The sequence below is a fragment of the Paenibacillus sp. p3-SID867 genome, from assembly GCF_025142895.1.
Lineage (GTDB): Bacteria > Bacillota > Bacilli > Paenibacillales > Paenibacillaceae > Paenibacillus_AQ.
In genome coordinates this window covers 1-18,995 of record NZ_JAMBDM010000042.1, presented here as the reverse complement: position 1 = coordinate 18,995, position 18,995 = coordinate 1, and the positions used below count along the sequence as shown (strand labels likewise).

Annotated in this window: 23 protein-coding genes and 1 pseudogene; 2 read left to right on the top strand and 22 right to left on the bottom strand. The window is 50.1% G+C overall.

Annotated features, from left to right (window positions below; genetic code table 11):
* Positions 1-447: 447 nt before the first annotated feature.
* The gene (locus M4D81_RS34240; protein ID WP_260069641.1) at positions 448-1,326 is read right to left on the bottom strand and encodes a nucleotidyltransferase-like protein; all 879 of its coding nucleotides are present in this window, start codon (positions 1,324-1,326) and stop codon (positions 448-450) included.
* 187 nt (positions 1,327-1,513) lie between these two features.
* Here M4D81_RS34240 and M4D81_RS34235 point away from each other — a divergent pair, with 187 nt between their 5' ends.
* Entirely contained in the window at positions 1,514-1,879 is a 366-nt protein-coding gene (locus M4D81_RS34235) for a YgzB family protein (RefSeq protein ID WP_071219578.1), read from the top strand.
* Positions 1,880-2,009: 130 nt separating this feature from the next.
* Here M4D81_RS34235 and M4D81_RS34230 read toward each other — a convergent pair whose 3' ends face one another.
* The 20 genes from M4D81_RS34230 to uptA form a co-directional block, all read right to left on the bottom strand.
* On the bottom strand, positions 2,010-3,725 hold the full coding sequence (locus tag M4D81_RS34230; protein WP_260069640.1) for a glycosyl hydrolase family 18 protein: 1,716 nt from the start codon (positions 3,723-3,725) through the stop codon (positions 2,010-2,012).
* Between the two features lie 116 nt (positions 3,726-3,841).
* Positions 3,842-4,261, bottom strand: coding sequence for a peroxide-responsive transcriptional repressor PerR (gene perR / locus M4D81_RS34225; RefSeq protein ID WP_071219580.1), 420 nt, complete (start codon positions 4,259-4,261; stop codon positions 3,842-3,844).
* 87 nt (positions 4,262-4,348) lie between these two features.
* Complete coding sequence (locus M4D81_RS34220) at positions 4,349-5,668, bottom strand: DUF4097 family beta strand repeat-containing protein (protein WP_260069639.1); 1,320 nt, start codon at positions 5,666-5,668, stop codon at positions 4,349-4,351.
* Between the two features lie 43 nt (positions 5,669-5,711).
* Positions 5,712-6,323, bottom strand: a complete 612-nt coding sequence (locus tag M4D81_RS34215; protein ID WP_260069638.1) for a hypothetical protein — start codon at positions 6,321-6,323, stop codon at positions 5,712-5,714.
* Positions 6,324-6,517: 194 nt separating this feature from the next.
* Entirely contained in the window at positions 6,518-7,231 is a 714-nt protein-coding gene (locus tag M4D81_RS34210; protein ID WP_071219583.1) for an MgtC/SapB family protein, read from the bottom strand.
* Between the two features lie 49 nt (positions 7,232-7,280).
* On the bottom strand, positions 7,281-7,739 hold the full coding sequence (locus M4D81_RS34205) for a GNAT family N-acetyltransferase (protein WP_071219584.1): 459 nt from the start codon (positions 7,737-7,739) through the stop codon (positions 7,281-7,283).
* A gap of 220 nt (positions 7,740-7,959) precedes the next feature.
* Complete coding sequence (gatB, locus tag M4D81_RS34200) at positions 7,960-9,399, bottom strand: Asp-tRNA(Asn)/Glu-tRNA(Gln) amidotransferase subunit GatB (RefSeq protein WP_071219585.1); 1,440 nt, start codon at positions 9,397-9,399, stop codon at positions 7,960-7,962.
* 30 nt (positions 9,400-9,429) lie between these two features.
* Positions 9,430-10,887 (bottom strand): Asp-tRNA(Asn)/Glu-tRNA(Gln) amidotransferase subunit GatA, encoded by a 1,458-nt coding sequence (gene gatA / locus M4D81_RS34195; RefSeq protein WP_260069637.1) that lies wholly within the window; start codon positions 10,885-10,887, stop codon positions 9,430-9,432.
* Positions 10,888-10,907: 20 nt separating this feature from the next.
* A complete protein-coding gene (gene gatC, locus M4D81_RS34190; RefSeq protein ID WP_260069636.1) occupies positions 10,908-11,195 on the bottom strand; it encodes an Asp-tRNA(Asn)/Glu-tRNA(Gln) amidotransferase subunit GatC in 288 nt (95 codons plus the stop codon).
* A 173-nt stretch (positions 11,196-11,368) separates the two neighbouring features.
* On the bottom strand, positions 11,369-11,749 hold the full coding sequence (locus tag M4D81_RS34185) for an ATPase (RefSeq protein WP_071219588.1): 381 nt from the start codon (positions 11,747-11,749) through the stop codon (positions 11,369-11,371).
* 213 nt (positions 11,750-11,962) lie between these two features.
* Positions 11,963-12,739: an ABC transporter permease subunit gene (locus M4D81_RS34180; protein WP_071219589.1), complete on the bottom strand. Its 777-nt coding sequence runs from the start codon at positions 12,737-12,739 to the stop codon at positions 11,963-11,965.
* A complete protein-coding gene (locus M4D81_RS34175) occupies positions 12,736-13,659 on the bottom strand; it encodes an ABC transporter ATP-binding protein (RefSeq protein ID WP_260069635.1) in 924 nt (307 codons plus the stop codon). The genes M4D81_RS34180 and M4D81_RS34175 overlap by 4 nt, the downstream gene beginning before the upstream one ends.
* Positions 13,656-13,850 carry a PLDc N-terminal domain-containing protein gene (locus tag M4D81_RS34170; protein ID WP_260069634.1) on the bottom strand — a complete coding sequence of 65 codons (195 nt, stop codon included), beginning with the start codon at positions 13,848-13,850 and terminating at the stop codon, positions 13,656-13,658. Before M4D81_RS34170 ends, M4D81_RS34175 begins: the two co-directional genes overlap by 4 nt.
* 35 nt (positions 13,851-13,885) lie before the next feature.
* Positions 13,886-14,095 (bottom strand): hypothetical protein, encoded by a 210-nt coding sequence (locus tag M4D81_RS34165; RefSeq protein ID WP_071219592.1) that lies wholly within the window; start codon positions 14,093-14,095, stop codon positions 13,886-13,888.
* On the bottom strand, positions 14,095-14,430 hold the full coding sequence (locus M4D81_RS34160) for a YxlC family protein (RefSeq protein ID WP_071219593.1): 336 nt from the start codon (positions 14,428-14,430) through the stop codon (positions 14,095-14,097). Before M4D81_RS34160 ends, M4D81_RS34165 begins: the two co-directional genes overlap by 1 nt.
* A complete protein-coding gene (gene sigY, locus M4D81_RS34155; protein ID WP_194544576.1) occupies positions 14,414-14,959 on the bottom strand; it encodes an RNA polymerase sigma factor SigY in 546 nt (181 codons plus the stop codon). Before sigY ends, M4D81_RS34160 begins: the two co-directional genes overlap by 17 nt.
* A 246-nt stretch (positions 14,960-15,205) precedes the next feature.
* Positions 15,206-15,397, bottom strand: coding sequence for a hypothetical protein (locus M4D81_RS34150; protein WP_071219595.1), 192 nt, complete (start codon positions 15,395-15,397; stop codon positions 15,206-15,208).
* 179 nt (positions 15,398-15,576) lie between these two features.
* Complete coding sequence (locus M4D81_RS34145; protein ID WP_260069633.1) at positions 15,577-16,215, bottom strand: MBL fold metallo-hydrolase; 639 nt, start codon at positions 16,213-16,215, stop codon at positions 15,577-15,579.
* Positions 16,216-16,217: 2 nt separating this feature from the next.
* Entirely contained in the window at positions 16,218-16,784 is a 567-nt protein-coding gene (locus tag M4D81_RS34140; protein ID WP_260069632.1) for a thioredoxin family protein, read from the bottom strand.
* A gap of 3 nt (positions 16,785-16,787) precedes the next feature.
* A complete protein-coding gene (uptA, locus tag M4D81_RS34135) occupies positions 16,788-17,399 on the bottom strand; it encodes an undecaprenyl phosphate transporter UptA (protein WP_071219598.1) in 612 nt (203 codons plus the stop codon).
* Between the two features lie 151 nt (positions 17,400-17,550).
* On the opposite strand from uptA, the gene M4D81_RS34130 reads away from it, so the two are divergent.
* Entirely contained in the window at positions 17,551-17,865 is a 315-nt protein-coding gene (locus M4D81_RS34130; protein WP_071219599.1) for a hypothetical protein, read from the top strand.
* Positions 17,866-17,940: 75 nt separating this feature from the next.
* On the opposite strand, the pseudogene M4D81_RS34125 reads toward M4D81_RS34130, so the two are convergent.
* Positions 17,941-18,995, bottom strand: a pseudogene (locus M4D81_RS34125) (O-antigen ligase family protein); the annotation flags it as partial.

Below are 18,995 nucleotides of genomic sequence, written 5' to 3'. Positions count from 1 at the left end.
TTAACTGACGAGAATTTGTTCAATTCTCTATTTCAACGTCCCACCAAAGTGGTTCGTTTTACTCACTCGTTGTTCAGTTTTCAAAGATCAACTTCTTTGTCTTTCGCCGAAAACTCATTTTCAGCGGCGACCTTTATAATATATCATGGTGCCCATCGTTTCGTCAAGAACTTTTTTTGAAAACTTTTTAATTCGACATTTCCTTAACCGAATTATCAAAGTCCCTTTCGAAGGGGCGAGTTATAATTTATCACAGAAACAGGTGGCTCGTCAACATGATTCGCCAAATTTTTTTCGGGATTCTTGTAACAAGCGTTCTGACACATATTTGCATGACTGATACATCCTATTATCCACACTATCGTTAGATACTGTTTCCTGAGACGCTGTTTTATAACCGTTATATCCAATACTTCGGCACAAAAAAAGAAGGACTTGCGTCCTTCCTTAGTCGGTGTAGTACCGAATGGCTTCTGTTCCGTAAGACCGAACTCCTCCCCACATCGGAACTTCCTTCACAAGCGATTGATAGACCAGCTTGCGCATCACGATCGGCAGTTCCTTGGATACAGGTGCCAGCTCAGGGTGGAGAATAAGCTCCTGTATCGTCCAGGGATTCCGTCGGCTTCTTAAAACGCGGAGCAGCAGCGCTGCTGAGCTCTCCAGCTTGGATATCATAGAGAATTCATAGGCCAGCAGGGCCAGCTCCACTCGCTGGCCGAGCGTTTCCGTACTGACCGTAAGTTCTTCATATAATTTGCGGACGGGTGTGTTCAATCCTGTAATCTGCTCCCAAACAGCCGATTCCGGATGAATTCCCCGCTCGATCAGTTCAAGCTGTCCCCAATGATGCAGACCTTCTAATAGAGTATGGTAAGCATCCAGGCCCCGCTCTTCCTTCAAGAGCATCTTGGCATCCATATACTTTTGTAAGAAGTGGGCAAATCCAATAAACAATTTTTGCTCCCGGAACGGTTCAGCAAACCTGAGGAAATCACGGCGCAGATTGGACAGGCGATCTTGGTCGTCTTTTATGATATCTCCTTCTAGGAAGCATTTGATCAATACTTTATGTGTGCCGCTCAGGAGTTCCCGATGCAAATCGTCCAGCCCGATGCTTATCACCTGGCAGCGTTCCCCGCCTACAATAGAATGCTGGATGGGAGGCTCATCAGGTGTTCCGTCATACACGACAACAATATTGACCTCAAAATCGTAAACAAGCAATCCTTGCTGCCTTTTGTCCGAATTACGGTATGCTATCGCCCCTACAGCATCCTCATCAACCGTATTTCCATAGTAAAAAGAAAAGTTGGTTAATTCCACGTTTCCCTCCATACATTCCTTGGCGAATTTCAGCCATTTCAGTTATAATGTAATTCTACATGTCCATGTAAGTTCCTTCTTTTAGGAGATAAGATCTTATGAAGGCGATAAACGAATATATAAGATTTCATTTCTCGGTTCACGTTATTTCATAAACAACTATTTGAATGACAGGAGTTTTCGAGCCATGATCTTTAAGAACGCAAAAATCAACGCCTTCCGCACTTGGGGATTGCTGCTGACGATGCTGGGTATGGGCCTTATGGTGCTTGGTACAGCCGGAATCGTATTCTTCGGCCAAGCAGGCAAAATATTTGCCGGAATCGGATTGGTGTTTGGCCTGATTATGATGCTGGGGAGTCTCGGCATTTACTTTTGGGCGGGTATGCTATCCACAAGTGCTGTCCAAATTCAGTGTCCGGAATGCAATAAATTGACCAAGATGTTGGGTAAAACCGACCGCTGCATGTTCTGCCATACGATTTTGACACTGGATCCAAGTCAGGCCAACATCACAGCAGAAGAGCTTGAAGCCCAGCAGACCAGATCCTAAAGTGATATGCAGAAACCTGCTACTCAATAGGATTTGCAACCTGTAAGACGATTTAAACATATAAAGAACCCGGTTATCCTCGTGATAACCGGGTTCTTTATTATGATATGAAAATAAGTCCTACTAATCTTTATTCATGTATCGTCTTCAGAACATGCCAGGTTTCCGGAATGGCAAAACTTCGGTTCCACGAAGCAATGCCGCCAAGCTTCAGCTTTTTGGCCATATTCACTCGGGATTGCAGAGAAGTGCCGTCCTCCATCCATATTTTCTTGATGGATTCTCCCTCCGTGAATTGGACATAATTCTGTCCTGTACCGGCATCAAGCGTACCTTTCACCTTCTGTTCCTTAAGCAAGGCCTGCAGCTTCTCCATGCCAATCGCTTTGGAGGACACCTTCGCCTCTCCCGCTTCGCTTGTTTCCGTCCAGACCCGTGTATATAGCGGTACGCCCAACACCAGCTTGGATGACGGTACCGCATCCTCTTCCATGATTCGCCTTACCGACTGCTCGGCCCATGGCAGCGAGGATACGGATCCCGCTTTCGGACTCGCGGCCCAGTGCTCGTCATAAGCCATCACCATCATGTAATCAACCGTCTCTCCGAGTCGTTTCCGATCGAGAAAGAGCGACCACATCTCGCTGTTCGATTTTGGCGTAACATCAATGGAAACGATAAGCCCTCTGGCTTTGGCCAGCGGCTTCATCTCCCTCACGAACTGAACGACATGATCCTTATCTTTGGTATGAACATTTTCAAAGTCGATATTGATTCCGTCGAGTTTATATTGTTTGGCATAAGCCAGCATCTGCTCGATAATATGCGATCTTCTATCAAAAGTAGACAGCGCCTCGGTTGTCATATCCGGATCGAAGCTGTTGTCCATCAGACCCCAAACCTCCATGTTCCTGTTATGGGCCCAGCTTACATACTGCTGAACGGCTTTAGATTTGACCGTGCCTTCACCATCCACAATGCTGAACCAGGTCGGGCTGACCACATTGACACCGGGCAGTTCGCCAATGCTATCTGTGCTTGGATTTTTGTTATAAACAGCTTCCCATGCCAGATTGACCGACTTGTTCTTCCATTCCAGCTCTGCCCGCGAAGGAGTCTGCGCAAGCATCGGAATTTCCTTTACGTCCCCAAGTTTAACCTGCTCTTTGGGAACATATCCCGTATACCCGTTATCTGCCTGGACGAATAACCGCCCCTCTTCTTCACGCCATACGCGAAGCCGCTCACCGGCCGGCATGTCCAATACAATCGGAGACTTCTTCTCCCTGCTCTCACGCAGAGCCACGGTTTCCTCAGGATTACCGGGTGCTGTTTCGGCAAGCTGAATCGAATCCCCCGCACGCATCAGAATAATGGCGCCTGTCGCCGAGTCTTCGTGAACGGTCACGCCATAATGCTGTTTGAGCGGCTTAATCGGAACATAGGCAATGCCGTCAATCAGCTTAGGTGCGTAGGGAATGGTAACCGCCTTGTCATTCAGCTCGCCCTTCGTGCTCTCCATCTTCATGCGTAATACGGATTCCGAAGTCGTTACAAGGACGGATTCTGTTTCTTCCTCATAACGAATGTTGGCATCCACGCTCTCCTGAATAACCGTTATCGGCAGCAGCAGCTCTTCGCCGGAGCCCCGGGCAGGCTGTTCCTTTAGCTCTCCCTGAACAAAAATCGGCTTGTCCATTCCACGCCAATCCGGCACGGTATAGGTCTGGTTCGGAAATAATGTGGTGACAACCCACCAAGCACCAGCCGCGACCAACAACAACCCCAGAAAGAAAGAGCCCCCTCTCGTGCGCCTCTTCTTTCCCCGATATCTTCTTCTTGCCAAACTACTCCCCCATTTCACTCTCGCTCATTACTAACTCCTTGACGCCGAATAGCGCCCTTAAAAATAAAAACGTGTGGAATGGTTCATTCCGCACGTTTATTTATAACAACCGGCGTCTATTGGCAGGACTTGCAGAGCCCATACAGCTCCATTCGTAGTCCCTTTACTTCAAATCCGGTGCTTTTCTCCGCTTGTATTCCAACATCTTCAAGGGACGGATAGCTGAAATCTTCAATTTTACCGCAACTCTGGCATATGACATGATGATGATCCGATACGTTAGCGTCGAAACGACTCGAGTTGTCCCCGTAGGTCAGCTCACGCACCATGCCGGCTTCAATAAACATTTTTAGATTGTTGTATACTGTGGCTACGCTCATACTAGGAAAATTAGGTTCTAGAGCCCGATAAATATCATCCGCTGTCGGATGGCCCATAGATTCCACCAGATACGTTAAAATTGCATGACGTTGCGGCGTGATACGGACACCGGTCGTTTTCAGTTGTTCCAGCGCATGCTGTACGGACGTTCCCATGGTTGCCCACCGCCTTTAAGTTTAACTGGTTTTTACAAAACCTATAACGTTCTTAGACTTCATTGTACGGCGTTTCTTGGAATGTTGTCAATCCGGCAGAGGCGTCCAGCCCCCGCTGTTCCGGCCTTCCTCCTGTTCCGGATAGCTTCGGTAGATGTTCAGATTGCTGTTTCCCTCTATATGAATGGAATGTTCGCCTGTACCGGATTCGCCGGAAATGGTTTTCTGTTCAATCAGAAGATTGGGCAGCGTTGTCAGAATTCTGCCATAGCTAATCGTCCCTTCAAGCTTGTAATCACCCTCGAGCGGAACGTGAAGATTCATCTCTCCAACCGCACTATACACATTCCAATCGCCACCAATACGGGTTGAACGTATAGCCACTCCACCATTGAGGGATTCAGCGCTTAATTGCGACTCTACCCCGCTGATCAGAATGTTGCCGTTTCTCGTCTGAACCCGGATATGATCGGTCGTTCGCTTTACCGTCATATTCCCCACTTGCGTGGTCAAATCCGTTTCGCCCGTAATGTCGACAGCCAGCATATTCCCCCGGTTAGTAGACATTTTAATATGACCGGTAACGCCGCGCGCCGTAATATCGCCATTTAAGGTCTTGCCCGTAACATTTCCATAAATCCGATCCATCGTAATCGGTCCATTACCGCTCTCCAGCAAAATATTCTCAATCGCTTCCACGCGGTTTAAGGTTATGGCTCCGTTCATCGTCCGTATCTCAAAATTGAATCGTCGATCATCCGGAACCGCGATGTTCACATTCATACGGGGCTGCCGTTTGCCCGATTCTCCATAGGCCTTCCCCTTGGACCGAATCGTAATCGTCTTGCCTTCCCCCACTTCGATCGTCGACTGCTCGGCGATCGCTTCGGCTAAACCGGGCTGCTCCTGATCGATCCATACTTCCGTCTCCACCTTGATATCGTCTACATCCTGTCGTGTGATGGAGATGTCCCCGTTTAAGTGATCGACGATGATTTTCTCGGTTTCAAGCTCAACGGGAATCTCCAATATCGGCTTCTCGAACCGGTTACCTTCAGCTTCGCTGTAATCCACTCCCGCTGCCGTCAAATTCAGGCTCACCCGATTCCAGAGATGGAGAAAATGCTCCTGCTGGGAAATGACGAATACGGAGGCCGTAACAGCCACTGCCAGCAGAATCCCCCTCAAGTCAGGCCGAAACCGAAATTCTTTGCGTCTGCCCAAGAGACGCGACAGCGTGTACCTGACTATATATTCAACGCCGAACAGGATAAACAACAACGGCCACCAGCGCTGGAGCATAAATATATAATCCGTGCCTCTCCACTCGTCCAACAGCAATAATATGCCCGTGCATACAAGCAACAAGGCGGCTGTATATCGTCCCACTCTAATTTTATGTTTCATCCGTCTCCTCCCCTCATCGGTTATCACCGTACCACTGTATGCGTTACAAGGATTTGCCCTTGTCTCTTCGGTGGCGGAGAGCTTCCCGTATCCCCGCCCATATCCCGATAACGATCAGCATGATAGCAGAGGCTTCCGCACCATAATCGCGGATTCCTGCCTGCAGCCAAGGCGGCTTCTGGTGAAACAAAATGAGCAGCGTCCCGGTAACAACCAACATGAGGCCAAAAGCGATTCCCCGCTCACCCCGGAACGGATGATTCCGTCCTGATCCGTCCTCGGAAGCAGCAGCCGCTGCCTCACCGCGTCTTTTTCGGGAAATAATATATTCCGCTGCCTGCAGCACGTCATACACGTTATAAAAATACCCCACCGGTATCAGTAGACCCAGAACGACAAGCAGCGGTACATTGATCTGCATTCCAATGGAAGAAAAATATAAAAGCGCCGATATGTCCAGCAGCAGCAACATTATAAATGTTATCCCCTTACGGTACATACCGAGGTACAAATGACCCAGACCCGGAATGAGAGCGGCTAATAGAAGTGCGTATAATTTCCGCTTTTTTCGCTGCAGCCCCGGGTGTCGCCTAACCTGGACCTGATGCCGTTTCTTCTTGCTGACTTGGGTTTGTGGTTCGGGTGTTGGATTCATAACCTTCTCGCCTCCTTCCAAACATCCTGGGACAGGCGTTGTTTTACGATGTTTTCTTTGATAGTACCCCAACAAGGAGCTGAAGTAACTGGCAAAAAACTGGATAGACCGTCCGCAGAAAGCTGGCAAAGCTACAAAAAAACGGCACCGCCGGTGGTTCAGCAGTAGCCGTTTGTTATGCTTCATTCCCTACCCTATTCAGCCGTTACCATCGTTACATGGCCGATTCCCCGCAACTGCCGGGTGATCTCCATCGGTTCGAATTTGCGATCGGTCAAGACCTGCAGCGAGATTTCGAGGCCTAATACCGCAGGCTGCAGCTCCCCGTATGCCGCACCGCTTCGTTCGTTAACGATAAGCTTCTTGATCACGAATTCCTGTTCCTCCAGAACAGCGGATATGTCATCCAAAATATTCGGCGTATTCGCTGCGTGGACAGTAATCAGATGCAGTTTGCTGCCGCGGATGTAACGCTGCTCCAGCTTATTGAAGACAACCAGATTAAGTAGAATTAGCACCGTTGATACGATCGAAGCAAAATAAAAGCCGGCCCCAATCGCTAACCCCACGGCCCCCACAACCCAGATGGACGCAGCAGTGGTTAGTCCGGTAATGGATTTACCTGTAAACAGAATGGTACCGGCACCCAAGAAACCGATCCCTGTAATGACGGCCGTTGCCAAGCGCGCTGGATCAATCCGAACGTTAATTTCGTCTACAAAATCGGAGAAACCGTAAATGGATAACAGCATAATAAGCGTAGAACCCAAACATACCAATATATGCGTGCGCAGTCCTGCAGCATGGTTCGAACGTTCCCGTTCAAAACCGATCAAGCCGCCAAGCAGCATAGCCAGCAGCAATCTTAATAAAATGGATACATTATCTATCACCCAAGGATTATTCAAAAGAACGATACTCCCCTCACGTCTGCTTCAGTCGCTTATGCTTTATCATTCATTGTATATGAAGATGGAACTCGGTCAATTCCACACCCGGAGCAACCTCAAAAGCGTGATTTTTAACAAACCCGAATTTCTCATACAAGGTTACCGCAGGCGTATTGCGCGTCCCTGTTGAGACTACGAACATGGGCGCCTCCTTATAGGATTCCAACACGTGGCGGATTAATGTCCCCGCGATCCCTTTGCGAAAATGACCCGGATGGACCATCATTCGTGATATGGTGACCTGCTCCTGTTCCGGCTCGACTGCGATTGCTCCGATAAGATCGCCTTCTTCATTAATATAACCAAAAAAGGTTTCCCCGCTCGAACGGATCGTATCGAAGGTATCCTGCAGCGGAGGGATTTCCGAGAATCCGATTAATTCAGCTTCCAAAGGGTACGCCATGTGCTGCAGACTCCATATCTGCTGGACGGTATCCCTATCCTCCAAAGATAATGCTCTTATCATATATTCATCCCCTGACCAAGTTATTATAAGAAAAGCGTCTATCGATGTGCTCTCAAAAGAAGAAAGACCGCGTTTAGCGGTAGTTTTTCTTGCGATATCAGGCAGCAGACCCTCCGAAAGTTTATACTTTCCGATATCTTAAAAAGGAACTTGCCCCTGATGCGGGGCAAGCTCCCATTACCTAAAAAACAATTCGAAGAACATGACGGATACACGTTGATTATCCGTTCAGCACCTCAACCAGCAGTTTGTTGGCCAGCGCAGGATTGGCTTTTCCCTTACTCTCTTTCATCACTTGACCCACCAGGAAGCCGATCGCTTTCTGTTTACCTGCTTTGTAGTCCTCCACGGATTGCGGATTGTTTGCAACCACCTGCTCGACAATGCTCTTGATCGCACCTTCATCGCTGATTTGGACAAGGCCCTTCTCCTCAACGATTTGCGCAGGCAGCTTGCCGCTCTCCAGCATCTCTTTGAAGACGGTTTTGGCGATTTTGCTGCTGATGGTTCCCTTCTCGATCAATCCGATCATCTCGCCCAGGCCTTGGCCTGTGATCTTCACTTCAGACAGCTCCAGATTGTTCGAATTCAAATAACCCAGCAAATCTCCCATGATCCAGTTCGATACGGATTTAGCATCCTTCGTATAGTTCAAGCTGTCCTCGAAGAAGTCGGCGAGCAGCTTGGACGACGTGATGACCGCAGCATCATAATCCGGCAATCCATACTCCGAAGCATAACGTGCCTTACGGGCATCCGGAAGCTCCGGAATCGTCGCACGAACGGCCTCTTTCCACTCTTCGCTAATATGCACCGATACCAGATCCGGGTCCGGGAAATAACGGTAGTCGTGCGCCTGCTCCTTCCCGCGCATGGAGAAGGTTTTTGCCTGCGCTTCGTCCCAGCGGCGGGTTTCCTGTACGATCACGCCGCCCTCATCGAGAATTTCCGTTTGCCGGTACTGCTCATATTCCAAGCCGCGCTGTACGCCGCGGAAGGAGTTCATATTCTTCAGCTCGGCCTTCGTGCCGAGTTCCTTCTGTCCCCATGGACGAAGACTGATGTTAGCGTCGCAGCGAAGCGACCCCTCTTCCATCTTCACGTCCGATACGTCGCAGTATTGCATAATCGCACGCATTTTCTCCAAATAAGCTTTGGCTTCCTCCGGCGTCGAGATCTCAGGCTCAGACACAATCTCAACCAGCGGCGTTCCTACGCGGTTAAAGTCAACCAGCGAGGCATAACCGCCATCCACGTGCGTGAGTTTACCGGCATCCTCCTCCAGATGGAGCCGGGTTATCCCGATTCGCTTCGTCTTTCCGTCCACCTCAATATCGATCCAGCCGTTCTCACCGATCGGCTGATCGTACTGGGAAATCTGGTATGCTTTCGGGGAATCCGGGTAGAAGTAGTTCTTGCGGTCAAATTTGCTGACATCGCCGATGGTGCAGTTCAGCGCCATCGCAGCCTTCATGGCATATTCCACAGCCTGGCGGTTTAATACAGGCAGCACGCCGGGATGGCCCAGACAGATGGGACATGTATGTGTGTTCGGCGGGGCTCCAAACGCAGTGGAGCAGCCGCAAAATATTTTCGAATTCGTATGCAGCTCTACGTGCACTTCCAATCCGATAACCGTTTCATATTTTGATGTAGACATCGATTGTTTCCCTCCTTCTCTGCCGCCGGTTTACAGTTCAGGCCGCCGTTTGTGGTGTTCAGTATTTTGCTCATAGGCATGCGCGACGCGCAGTACGGTCGACTCATCAAAGGCTTTGCCGATAATTTGCATACCTACAGGCAGTCCGTCCGCGAATCCGCAAGGAATACTGACTGCCGGCACACCTGCCAAGCTGACAGGAATCGTCAGGATATCATTCAAATACATCGTCAGCGGATCGTCGACCTGAGCTCCGAGTTTAAAAGCCGTAGTCGGAGCTGTAGGTCCGATGATGACATCATATTGCTCGAATACTTTATCGAAGTCCTGCTTGATAAGTGTACGGGCTTTCTGTGCCTTCAAATAATAGGCGTCGTAATAACCCGAGCTAAGCGCATAGGTACCCAGCATGATGCGGCGTTTCACCTCATCGCCGAAGCCTTGGCTGCGGGACTCATGATACAGGTCGATCAGGCTGCCTGCATTGTCGGAACGAACGCCATAGCGCACGCCGTCAAAGCGTGCCAGGTTCGAAGAGGCTTCCGAAGAAGCGAGCAAATAATATGTTGCTACCGCATAGTCGGTATGCGGGAGGGAAACTTCATCCCAGGTAGCGCCCAGCGCTTCGAGCACCTTCAGTGCGTTCAGGACGGTTTCCTTCACTTCAGCGTCAACGCCCTCGCCCAGGTATTCCTTAGGCACAGCAATGCGAAGACCGGTAACGTCTCCGGATAATGCGCTCAGATAATCGGGCACGTCCACTTTGGCAGATGTCGAATCCATCGGATCGTAACCGGCAATGGCTTGCAGGACATAAGCGGAATCTTCCACATTTTTCGTCAAAGGTCCGATCTGATCCAGCGATGATGCAAAGGCAACAAGGCCGAACCGGGATACGAGGCCATAGGTTGGTTTCAGTCCCACGACACCGCAATAAGAGGCAGGCTGCCTGATGGAGCCGCCTGTATCCGACCCCAGCGCAAAGTAGGCTTCACCTGCAGCTACGGCCGCAGCCGAGCCGCCGCTTGATCCGCCAGGTACCCGCTCTAAATCCCATGGGTTGCGCACAGGATAGAAGCTGGAATTCTCATTGGAGCCTCCCATTGCAAACTCGTCCATGTTCAGCTTGCCGATTGTCACCGTATCCGCTGCACGTAGCTTACCGACAACCGTTGCATCATAAACCGGTGTGAAATTGGACAAAAACTGACTAGCGCATGTGGTGCGAAGTCCTTCTGTCACGATATTATCCTTGATTCCGACAGGAAGCCCGAACAACAGTCCGCGCGTTCCCTCTGAAGCCAGCCTCTCATCCAAAGCCTTGGCAGATGTACGAGCGCCTTCTTCGTCCAAAGTAATAAATGCCTTCACCCGATCCTCACGTTCGGAAATACGAGTAAAAGCTTGGTCAACCAGATCGGTTACAGAAAGCTCCTTATTCTGCAGCTTATTATGTATCTCCGTTAACTTGTAATCAAACAGACTCAAGTGTGTATCCTCCCTTCAGGCTATTCCAATACAGCAGGTACTTTAATTTGATCGTCTTCTTCATCCGGTGCGTTAAGCAGCACCTTCTCGATAGGCAAGCTCTCGCGCACCTCGTCTTCTCTCATGACATTGCTGAGATGAAGCACGTGTGTAGTCGGCTCAACACCTTCTGTATCCAATTCATTTAACTTCTCGGCATATTGTAAAATCGCATTCAGTTGGCCGGTAAACATCTGCTCTTCTTCAGGCATCAAATTCAAACGGGCCAGCTTCGCTACATGCTGAACATCCTTATCGGTAATGCTCATGGCTTTGCATCCTCCTTCATGCCCCTATCCAGTTAAAGGGGTAAAGTCTGTCACGACAACTTTTCTCATTATATTGTAGAAGCATGCAAGATTCAATCCAAACAGCTTGATGCTTGCTGCTTCGAAGCTACTTTTCCATTCCATCAAAAAAGAGTCGGCCTCAGCCGACTCTTCTAAATCCAAGCACGAAGATTCACTTGTTTGATGAAATCCGCCTGGGATATTGCTTCCTTGGTTTCTTCTTCCTCTTCAACACTTTCCAACTCGCCGTTCATCACTTGATGAAACAGCTTCTCATTATATGTCGACAGGGCGAAATCGATGAGCGCTTCCCGCTCGACCCGCTCAGCTTCCTGCTTCAACACGATTGATTCCAGCTCGACATCATCTGCCGGAACAAAAAAATTACGGTTGAGGCTCGGAATCCGAATGACGTAATCGAACGCATTGTCCGGATTTCGGTCATAGGCGATGATATAACCGTATTGACCGATTGGAAGATTCTGCTCAAAGGCGTCCGCAACGATTGTAATCTTTTCCCCTAAACGCAGCATCGTCTACCTCCTGAGTTGTCTATCCTTTTTTAAGAGATAAGAAAATATAAACTTCAGAGGCTTATCATCCTTATCTCGCAAGAAAAACTTCCGCTAAATACGGTCTCTCTTCTGATAACGTACGTCGATGACGTTTTTCTTGTCTTCATAGTCTACTAAAAAAAGATAGAGATGTCCATGTGATTCAGATAAAACCTGAATCTCCCATGAAAACTAGGATTGCGGGGACAGCGGACTCCTTCTAAGCAGCCTCGCGGCAACGATAATCGACACCGCCATAATCAGCATGGCAACGAGTATCGGTGACCACGCGCTGCTCCCTGCGCCAAGAATTCGCTCAGCGGCCATGCTGCTTAAACGACCCGGGCTCCATAGAACGCGGGAGGGCAGCAAACCGGATAAGAGCGAAAGTACGCCAGCAACTGCCAAGCTGATGAAGGCCGCAGCCGGCCCGCGAAGGACGGCACCGAGGGGCAGCACAAGCGTTACGATCCAGGCCAGCCATACAGCATATAAGCCCCCGCCGCTGGTAACCGATCCCCATTCCAAAGGACCGATGAGCTGATACGTGTAATATGCAGCACCGCCAAGTCCAATCGCAAAAGAAACGACCAGCAGCGTCATCAAGGCGGCCCATTTGGCAGACATCATGGGAATCGTGGATACCGAACGGGCGAGAACAAGCTCAGCCGTGCCGGTGGCTCGCTCCCCTGCTACCGTGTTCATTCCCGCCAGCACAAGCACCAGCAGGCCGATGGTGCTGAATTGGCTCAAGGTTGATGCCATAACATTCTCGGCGGACGGGACGGTAAATAATGCCGCCGCTTCCGGTGGCAATTCCCCGGCCATGGTCAGGATATCCGGCAAATAATAGGTGGAAACCGGCTGCATAATGCCAAGAAGCAGGAAGACTGCAGGCACCCAAATCCATTTATAGGTCCGGCTGGCCTCGAGCATTTCTTTTTGATAATAAATCCAGAACGACTTCATGAGCCCACCACCTTCATAAACATATCCTCGAGCGAAGACGTGCCTGCTTCAAAACGAAGCAGCTCGATTTCGTCATCGGCAAGCTCCTTGATTAAAGCAGCCCGTGCAACATCCATATCCGTCACCATCAGCTTGGCGCCGCGTTTGCCGAGTTCGATCTCATGCACATAAGGACGGTTCACAAGACTGTCGAGCCAAGCAACCTCCCGCTCCCCCGGTTCAACCTCAATCGATAGGACCGGCTGGCGATATTTCGTGCGAAGTTCGCTAAGCGCCCCTTTCTCCGCAATTTCCCCGTCTACCATCAGTACCATGTCATCGCAGATTTCCTCCGCATCGTGAAGCACATGGGTTGAGAACAGAACGGTGACTTCCCCGCGCAAGCGGCCCAGCAGGTCCATAACCTCACGACGCCCGATCGGATCAAGCGCCGATACCGGCTCGTCCAGCATGATCAGCTCAGGCTTATGCACCAGCGCTTGAGCAATGCCAAGCCGCTGCTTCATTCCGCCGGAGTAACCGGATATTCGGCGTTTGGCCGCCTGCTCCAGGCCAACCATTTCGATGACTTCCCGACTTCGCTTATTAGCCTCTCGTCCAGATAATCCCGACAGCTTGGCGCTGAAAGACAAGTACTCCATGCCCGACATCCAGCTGTAAAACTTCGGATACTGAGGCAAGTAACCGATCCGGTGACGCCAGCCGTTCGTTTGCGTATCGGCTGAACCATATCGGATCTCACCCCGGGTTGGAGGTATTAATCCGGCCAGCATCCGCAGTGTAGTTGTTTTGCCGGCACCATTAGGACCAAGCAGGGCCGTACAGCTTCCTCGCTGCAATTCAAATGAAATGCCCTTAACCGGCGTGATGCTTCCTATGCTTTTCGTCAATTCATGAATGTTTAAAATTTTTTCCGTCAAGCTTCCCGCCTCCCTGCAACAAAATAAGCAACGCTGCCAAGAAGGTTACCCAGCAGTATAATCAACACCCATACCCATCTCGGTCCACGTATGTTTGCTGGCTCTTCCCGAAACAAAGATATCAGCCCCGTTACTGCGAGAATGGCTTGCAGTGCAAGAATCGGCCAGATCAATCCCCAATTAATTTCCATAATAATCCCCCATGTTCCGTATATAATGAAGAAACTTAAGACTTGCGGTCATCTTTGTGGATGACGAATATCCAGTAAAAGAGCAGCGGCATCGGCATTGTCGTAGACCCCCATATCCCCCAAAACCAAGCCATCTTGCCAAGCCCCCGCTTCCTCGCATCCAAGAAAAGCCATGTCCCTTGAATCAGCACAAGCACAACGGCAAGGATGATCACTCCCAGCGGGCTCTCGTTAACTTCATTCATCAGATCCCCTTCTTTCCGGCAGATCTCAGACTCTTGGAAAATACAAGAACGGAAATCCCGGCAACCATGCCGAACCCGTGAATAAACAGTAGGATCTTCGGCGCCGCCAAGGCAGCCATCAATCCGCCACCAACGATAAAGAGTGAAATCAGAAGAAAGAGCAGCAATTCGTATTTCATCCGCCGCCGCTTGCGCTCCAAAGTATGAACGGCCAGCGTATGCAATCCTTCCAGGGATGGGGATGGCGCATCCTCAAACAATTGATCCACCCGCTCCATTTCTTTGGTAAATCCTTCAATCCATATTTCGTCCTCATGCTCAGGTCCTTTGACCATCGTCACCCATCTCCTTTCGCAGCTGTTTGATACCATAGGCTGTTCGTGATTTCACCGTTCCTTCGGGAATACCAAGCATCGTTCCGATTTCATCATAGCTATAGCCGTAATAATGCTTCAGCAGGATGGCAATCCGGTGATCCTCAGATAAGCGGGATAATCCATTCAGCATATCCGTCCAATCTTCTCCCCGCCGCTCCATCTGCCAGCGCATCCGCCTTGCCGACTGAACCGCCTCCTGCTCCAGCCATTTCTTCTCCCGTTTCTTTCGCCGGGTGCTATCGATGAACAACCGGGTAGCAATGGTAATCATCCAGGAGGAGAAGGACGAAGTCCCGTTATAACGGTTCATATTCTCCATGCATCGAACAATGGTATCCTGTGCAGTATCCTCTGCAACCATCGGGTCCATCGTCACTTTTAGCAAATATTTATAAAGAAAGGAATAATGCTGCTTGAACAGCAGCGCCATAGCCGCTGCATCTCCTAATTGCGCTTGTTGTATCAAACCCTCTTCATCAGGGATCATGAAAAAATCATCACCTTCTTTCGCATTCCAAACGTAATACGATTAACAACAGCCAATCGTTCAAATGGAGTTTTATATTTATCCTGTACCGAATGATATCAATTATTAAAACCTATCATGACGGTAAGAAATTCATCGATATCTGTAAAAAACTCAAAAAAAAGCAGCCGACTAAAAATCGGCTGCCCTCTCCAATAGAAAGAATCCATTCAGTTCATGATGAGGGTGTCATGTTCGCATGTCGATCTATTGATTAAATCGTATAACCTGCAGCCGATGATGCCATGGCTGCTGCGCGATCCCTTCATCCTTCACCAGCCTGTCCCAGACAACGGAGGATATTTCCGTCTGAATCTGCCGGTGGAACTCCGGTTGTCGATCAATCGCTTCGCTTCTTGTAACACTCCCGTTCAACAGCGATAGATGATCTTTCCTCACTGGCGCTTCCCCCTAATCACGTCCATGCCAAAAAAACTCCCTGTAAAATAAAAGAACGCAAACCGGGATGAATTCCACAGTCTGCGTGCTTCGCAAGGGTAACAATTAATTAACCGTATTGTATCAATGTTGTCCAGGTTTGTCCAGACAAAGTTTCCCGATTTATGTCGGAAGCTATCTTATCGTCTGGCAGGAACGTAAGGATTCCGCTGCTTTTCATAACCGATGGTTGTTCGAGGACCATGGCCGGAATACACAACGACCTCATCCGGGAAGGTATACAGCGTATTTTGAATGGAATCAATCAAATCACGTTCACGGCCTCCAGGAAGGTCCGTTCGCCCAACCCCGAGACGGAACAGCACATCGCCGGAAAACAGATCATTTCCACACTTGAAGCTTACGCTTCCCGGGGAATGTCCAGGTGTATGAAAGACGCTGAAGGTATGTCCGATGAGCTGCAGCTCAAGTCCATCCGCCAAATCGTACTCAGCCGGCTCGGTGGACAGCGGTTCCGTTACCTGCGGCCACATCATCGAGCCGTTAAGCTTCGGATTGGTCAGCCATTCACTCTCCAGGGTGTGCAGGTAAACAGGACAGCCCTTCAGCTTGCGGATCTCCTCAGCGCCCCCCATGTGGTCAAAATGCGCATGGGTCAGCAGGATCGCTTCAATCTCCAAATCGGCTATTCGCTTCACAAGCGGCCCCGGGTTCATGCCAGGGTCGATAATGATCGCTTTGCCTTCAACAGGTCCTGTCAGTAAATACGCATTCGTCTGTAGCGGTCCTAAATTAAAGGTTTCAATATGAAGTGTCATGATTAGAACCCTGACATCAGTTCACGCAATTCCTTAATGATGGCAGCGTGGAACTCATACCCTTCCCCGTAGGCTTGAAGAATGCTTTGCCGCGTGACGGCAAGATTGTCCTGATAGTCCGACGCTTCGCGATCCGGATTGTTCTGCTTGAACTCAATCATAAACTTCTGAACATGCGCCGGACGCGGTCCCCACGTGCCGAGAACATGTCCCCCGGTATCCGAAATGATAACAACCGGAATGGAACGGGCACCCATGGTCAGGAACTGATCCATGACGTCCAGATTCTCTTCCATAATCAGCACTTCCGTCTCAATTCCCGCGGTCTCCATCGCGCGAAATACGACAGGGATATTGCGCGCAACATCGCCGCACCAATCCGCTGCCAGAATGAGGACCCGCAGATCATCCCTGAAATTGAGGCTTTCAAAAAACTCTTTATCCTCTTCACTCTCCCAGACAAACTGTGCATATCCTGCCTTGAACGTCTCCTGGTTCTTCTGCATGCCGTCCATAAATTGCTGTGGAGATATGCCTGTCCCCAAATGATTTGCCATATTCATACTCATTCGTTATTTCGACCTCGCCTTCGATGATTTTATCCATTTTATCAAAAAATAAAGAATCATGACGGCCAATGCCCCCAGCAGAATTTCCTGCACGTACGGCCCTGCCTTCTCGTCAATATGCTCCCATTGATCGCCCAGAAGCAATCCGAGGTATAAGAATAATGCCGTCCATGGGATAACGGCTAGGGTGGTCAACAGCGTAAACCTTCCCACAGGCATCTTGGATATGCCTGCCGGTATGGAAATCGCATGCCGTACCACCGGTACAAACCGTGCCGTAAATATAACGCCGGTACCATACTTGCCGAACCATTCTTCAGCGTAATCGATATGCTTCTTCTTAATCAATATGTACTTCCCGTACTTCTCCAAAAAGGGCCTGCCTCCGTAACGGCCGATCCAATAAATAAACAACTGTGCGAGCACACCGCCAACAGTGCCAAAAATCATGGCTCCGATAAAGTTAACTTCACCTAGGGATACCAGATAACCGCCATAGGCAAGTACGATCTCGCTTGGAATGACTTCCACCATTAAACCTATCATGATTCCAAAATAGCCCAGCTGCTGGATCCATTCAAACAACCTGGCTACAGCCTCGTATAAGAATTCCACGCTTGTCCCCCGCTTTCTTCCTGCGTTGATTTCTTATACTAGCCTATTCTAACACAGCTCAGGACATGCCTTCTACTGCGCCCAATTATAGGCGGCACAGTGACTTTCGCCCGTTCCGGGACATATGGTGAAGCAAAGGAGTGAGTTACGCATGCATTCTCCCCATGCCAAACAACCGGGCAGCAAGCCCCCCTCCCCGCGCGGTATACGGCGGGCCTGCAGCAAAGAATTATACCGCACGACCAAACGTCTCAAGCTGTACCTTCCTCCGGAATCCTTGAAGCAAGGCGAAGAATTGTATTACCGGAAGGTGATCGGCAATTTGATCTGGATCCACGAAAACTACAGTAATAAGAAGCTTTTGTGCGACTGGTGGGAAAAGGAAGTCTGCGGCGAACTGGCCGAGCTATGGGAGGTTCCGGAACGTCAGTTGGCCTCGGCCTTCCGGGATGCCTTCGGCGGATAACACTGCGCTTCCTTGTACTAGCAACTATCCTGAACGGGCAGGCACGCGATAAGCCGCTATAGGCTGCTACACACGTTAGCGGCGGGAAGGGATATCTGCCTGTTCAGGCTGCCTAGCCGCGTGCTTTCGTGTTCCCCCATTCAACGTTTTTTCCAATCGTGTGGTTTGCCTTACCGCAAGTATAGACAGATCGAATTCCCGGTCATTCCGATGAGAATCCATCTCATGAAGATTTGCCGCAAGGGAACGATAGCGCTTCAAGATATTCAACCCGGTCCGGGCCGCTTTAACCGATCTGACGGATTCACCTGCCGTCCGGTGCCAATCTGCGAGGGAAGCCAGCTTCAGCACGGCTCGGGTTTGTTTGACATCATTGAACCGATCCCGATCGATGGCCGCTAGATACCAAGCTGCCGCCTCTTCCGATTGGCCTCGAAGCGAGTAAGCCTCTGCCAGCTTCCAGCTCAGCTCCGGGTGATTCGGTGCATACACCAAACTTCGCTTCAGCAGCGGGATTCGCTGGCTTGGGGGAAGCCAATCCGCCAGGCTCAATGCTGCCTCCGTGTTGGCGGGGTTCCACTTTAACGAGGATTGAAGGAGCGCTATTTGCGCTCCCGGCGGTTCCGAAGCGGCCCTTCGCTCTTTGACCTCGCTGATGCCCAGCGCAGCAGCGAGAAGAACCCAGCCCGCGAGCAGAATGATCGCCGTAACCCGGAGCAGTGACAGCGACTGTAACGGCGGATATTCCCGCTTCGTTTTATAAACAGCTAGCCGCTTCCTCCCTATTTTGAACCGTTTGCGTCTTTGAGTTGTATGAGGTTCGTTTTGCACTTCCCGACCAGAAGGAGTCGTAGCGAAGCCCATTACCGTAAGCCACAACAGCAGCAGCCATACCAGCCCAAAGCTCCAGTCAAAATCCACAGCCGCATGCACGATCAGCACAAGGACAGCGGGCATGAGCCGGGAGCTCACAGTTATAAGCCTTGCCACCATAAAGCTAACCAGAACAAGGACAAGCAGCAGCCCGATCACTCCCGTATTCAGCAGGACATCCATATATCCGCTGTGCACCTCGGCACCTACGTAGGGCTGGGACTGAATGGCAAGGTAGGACTGCCGCCACGTCTCCC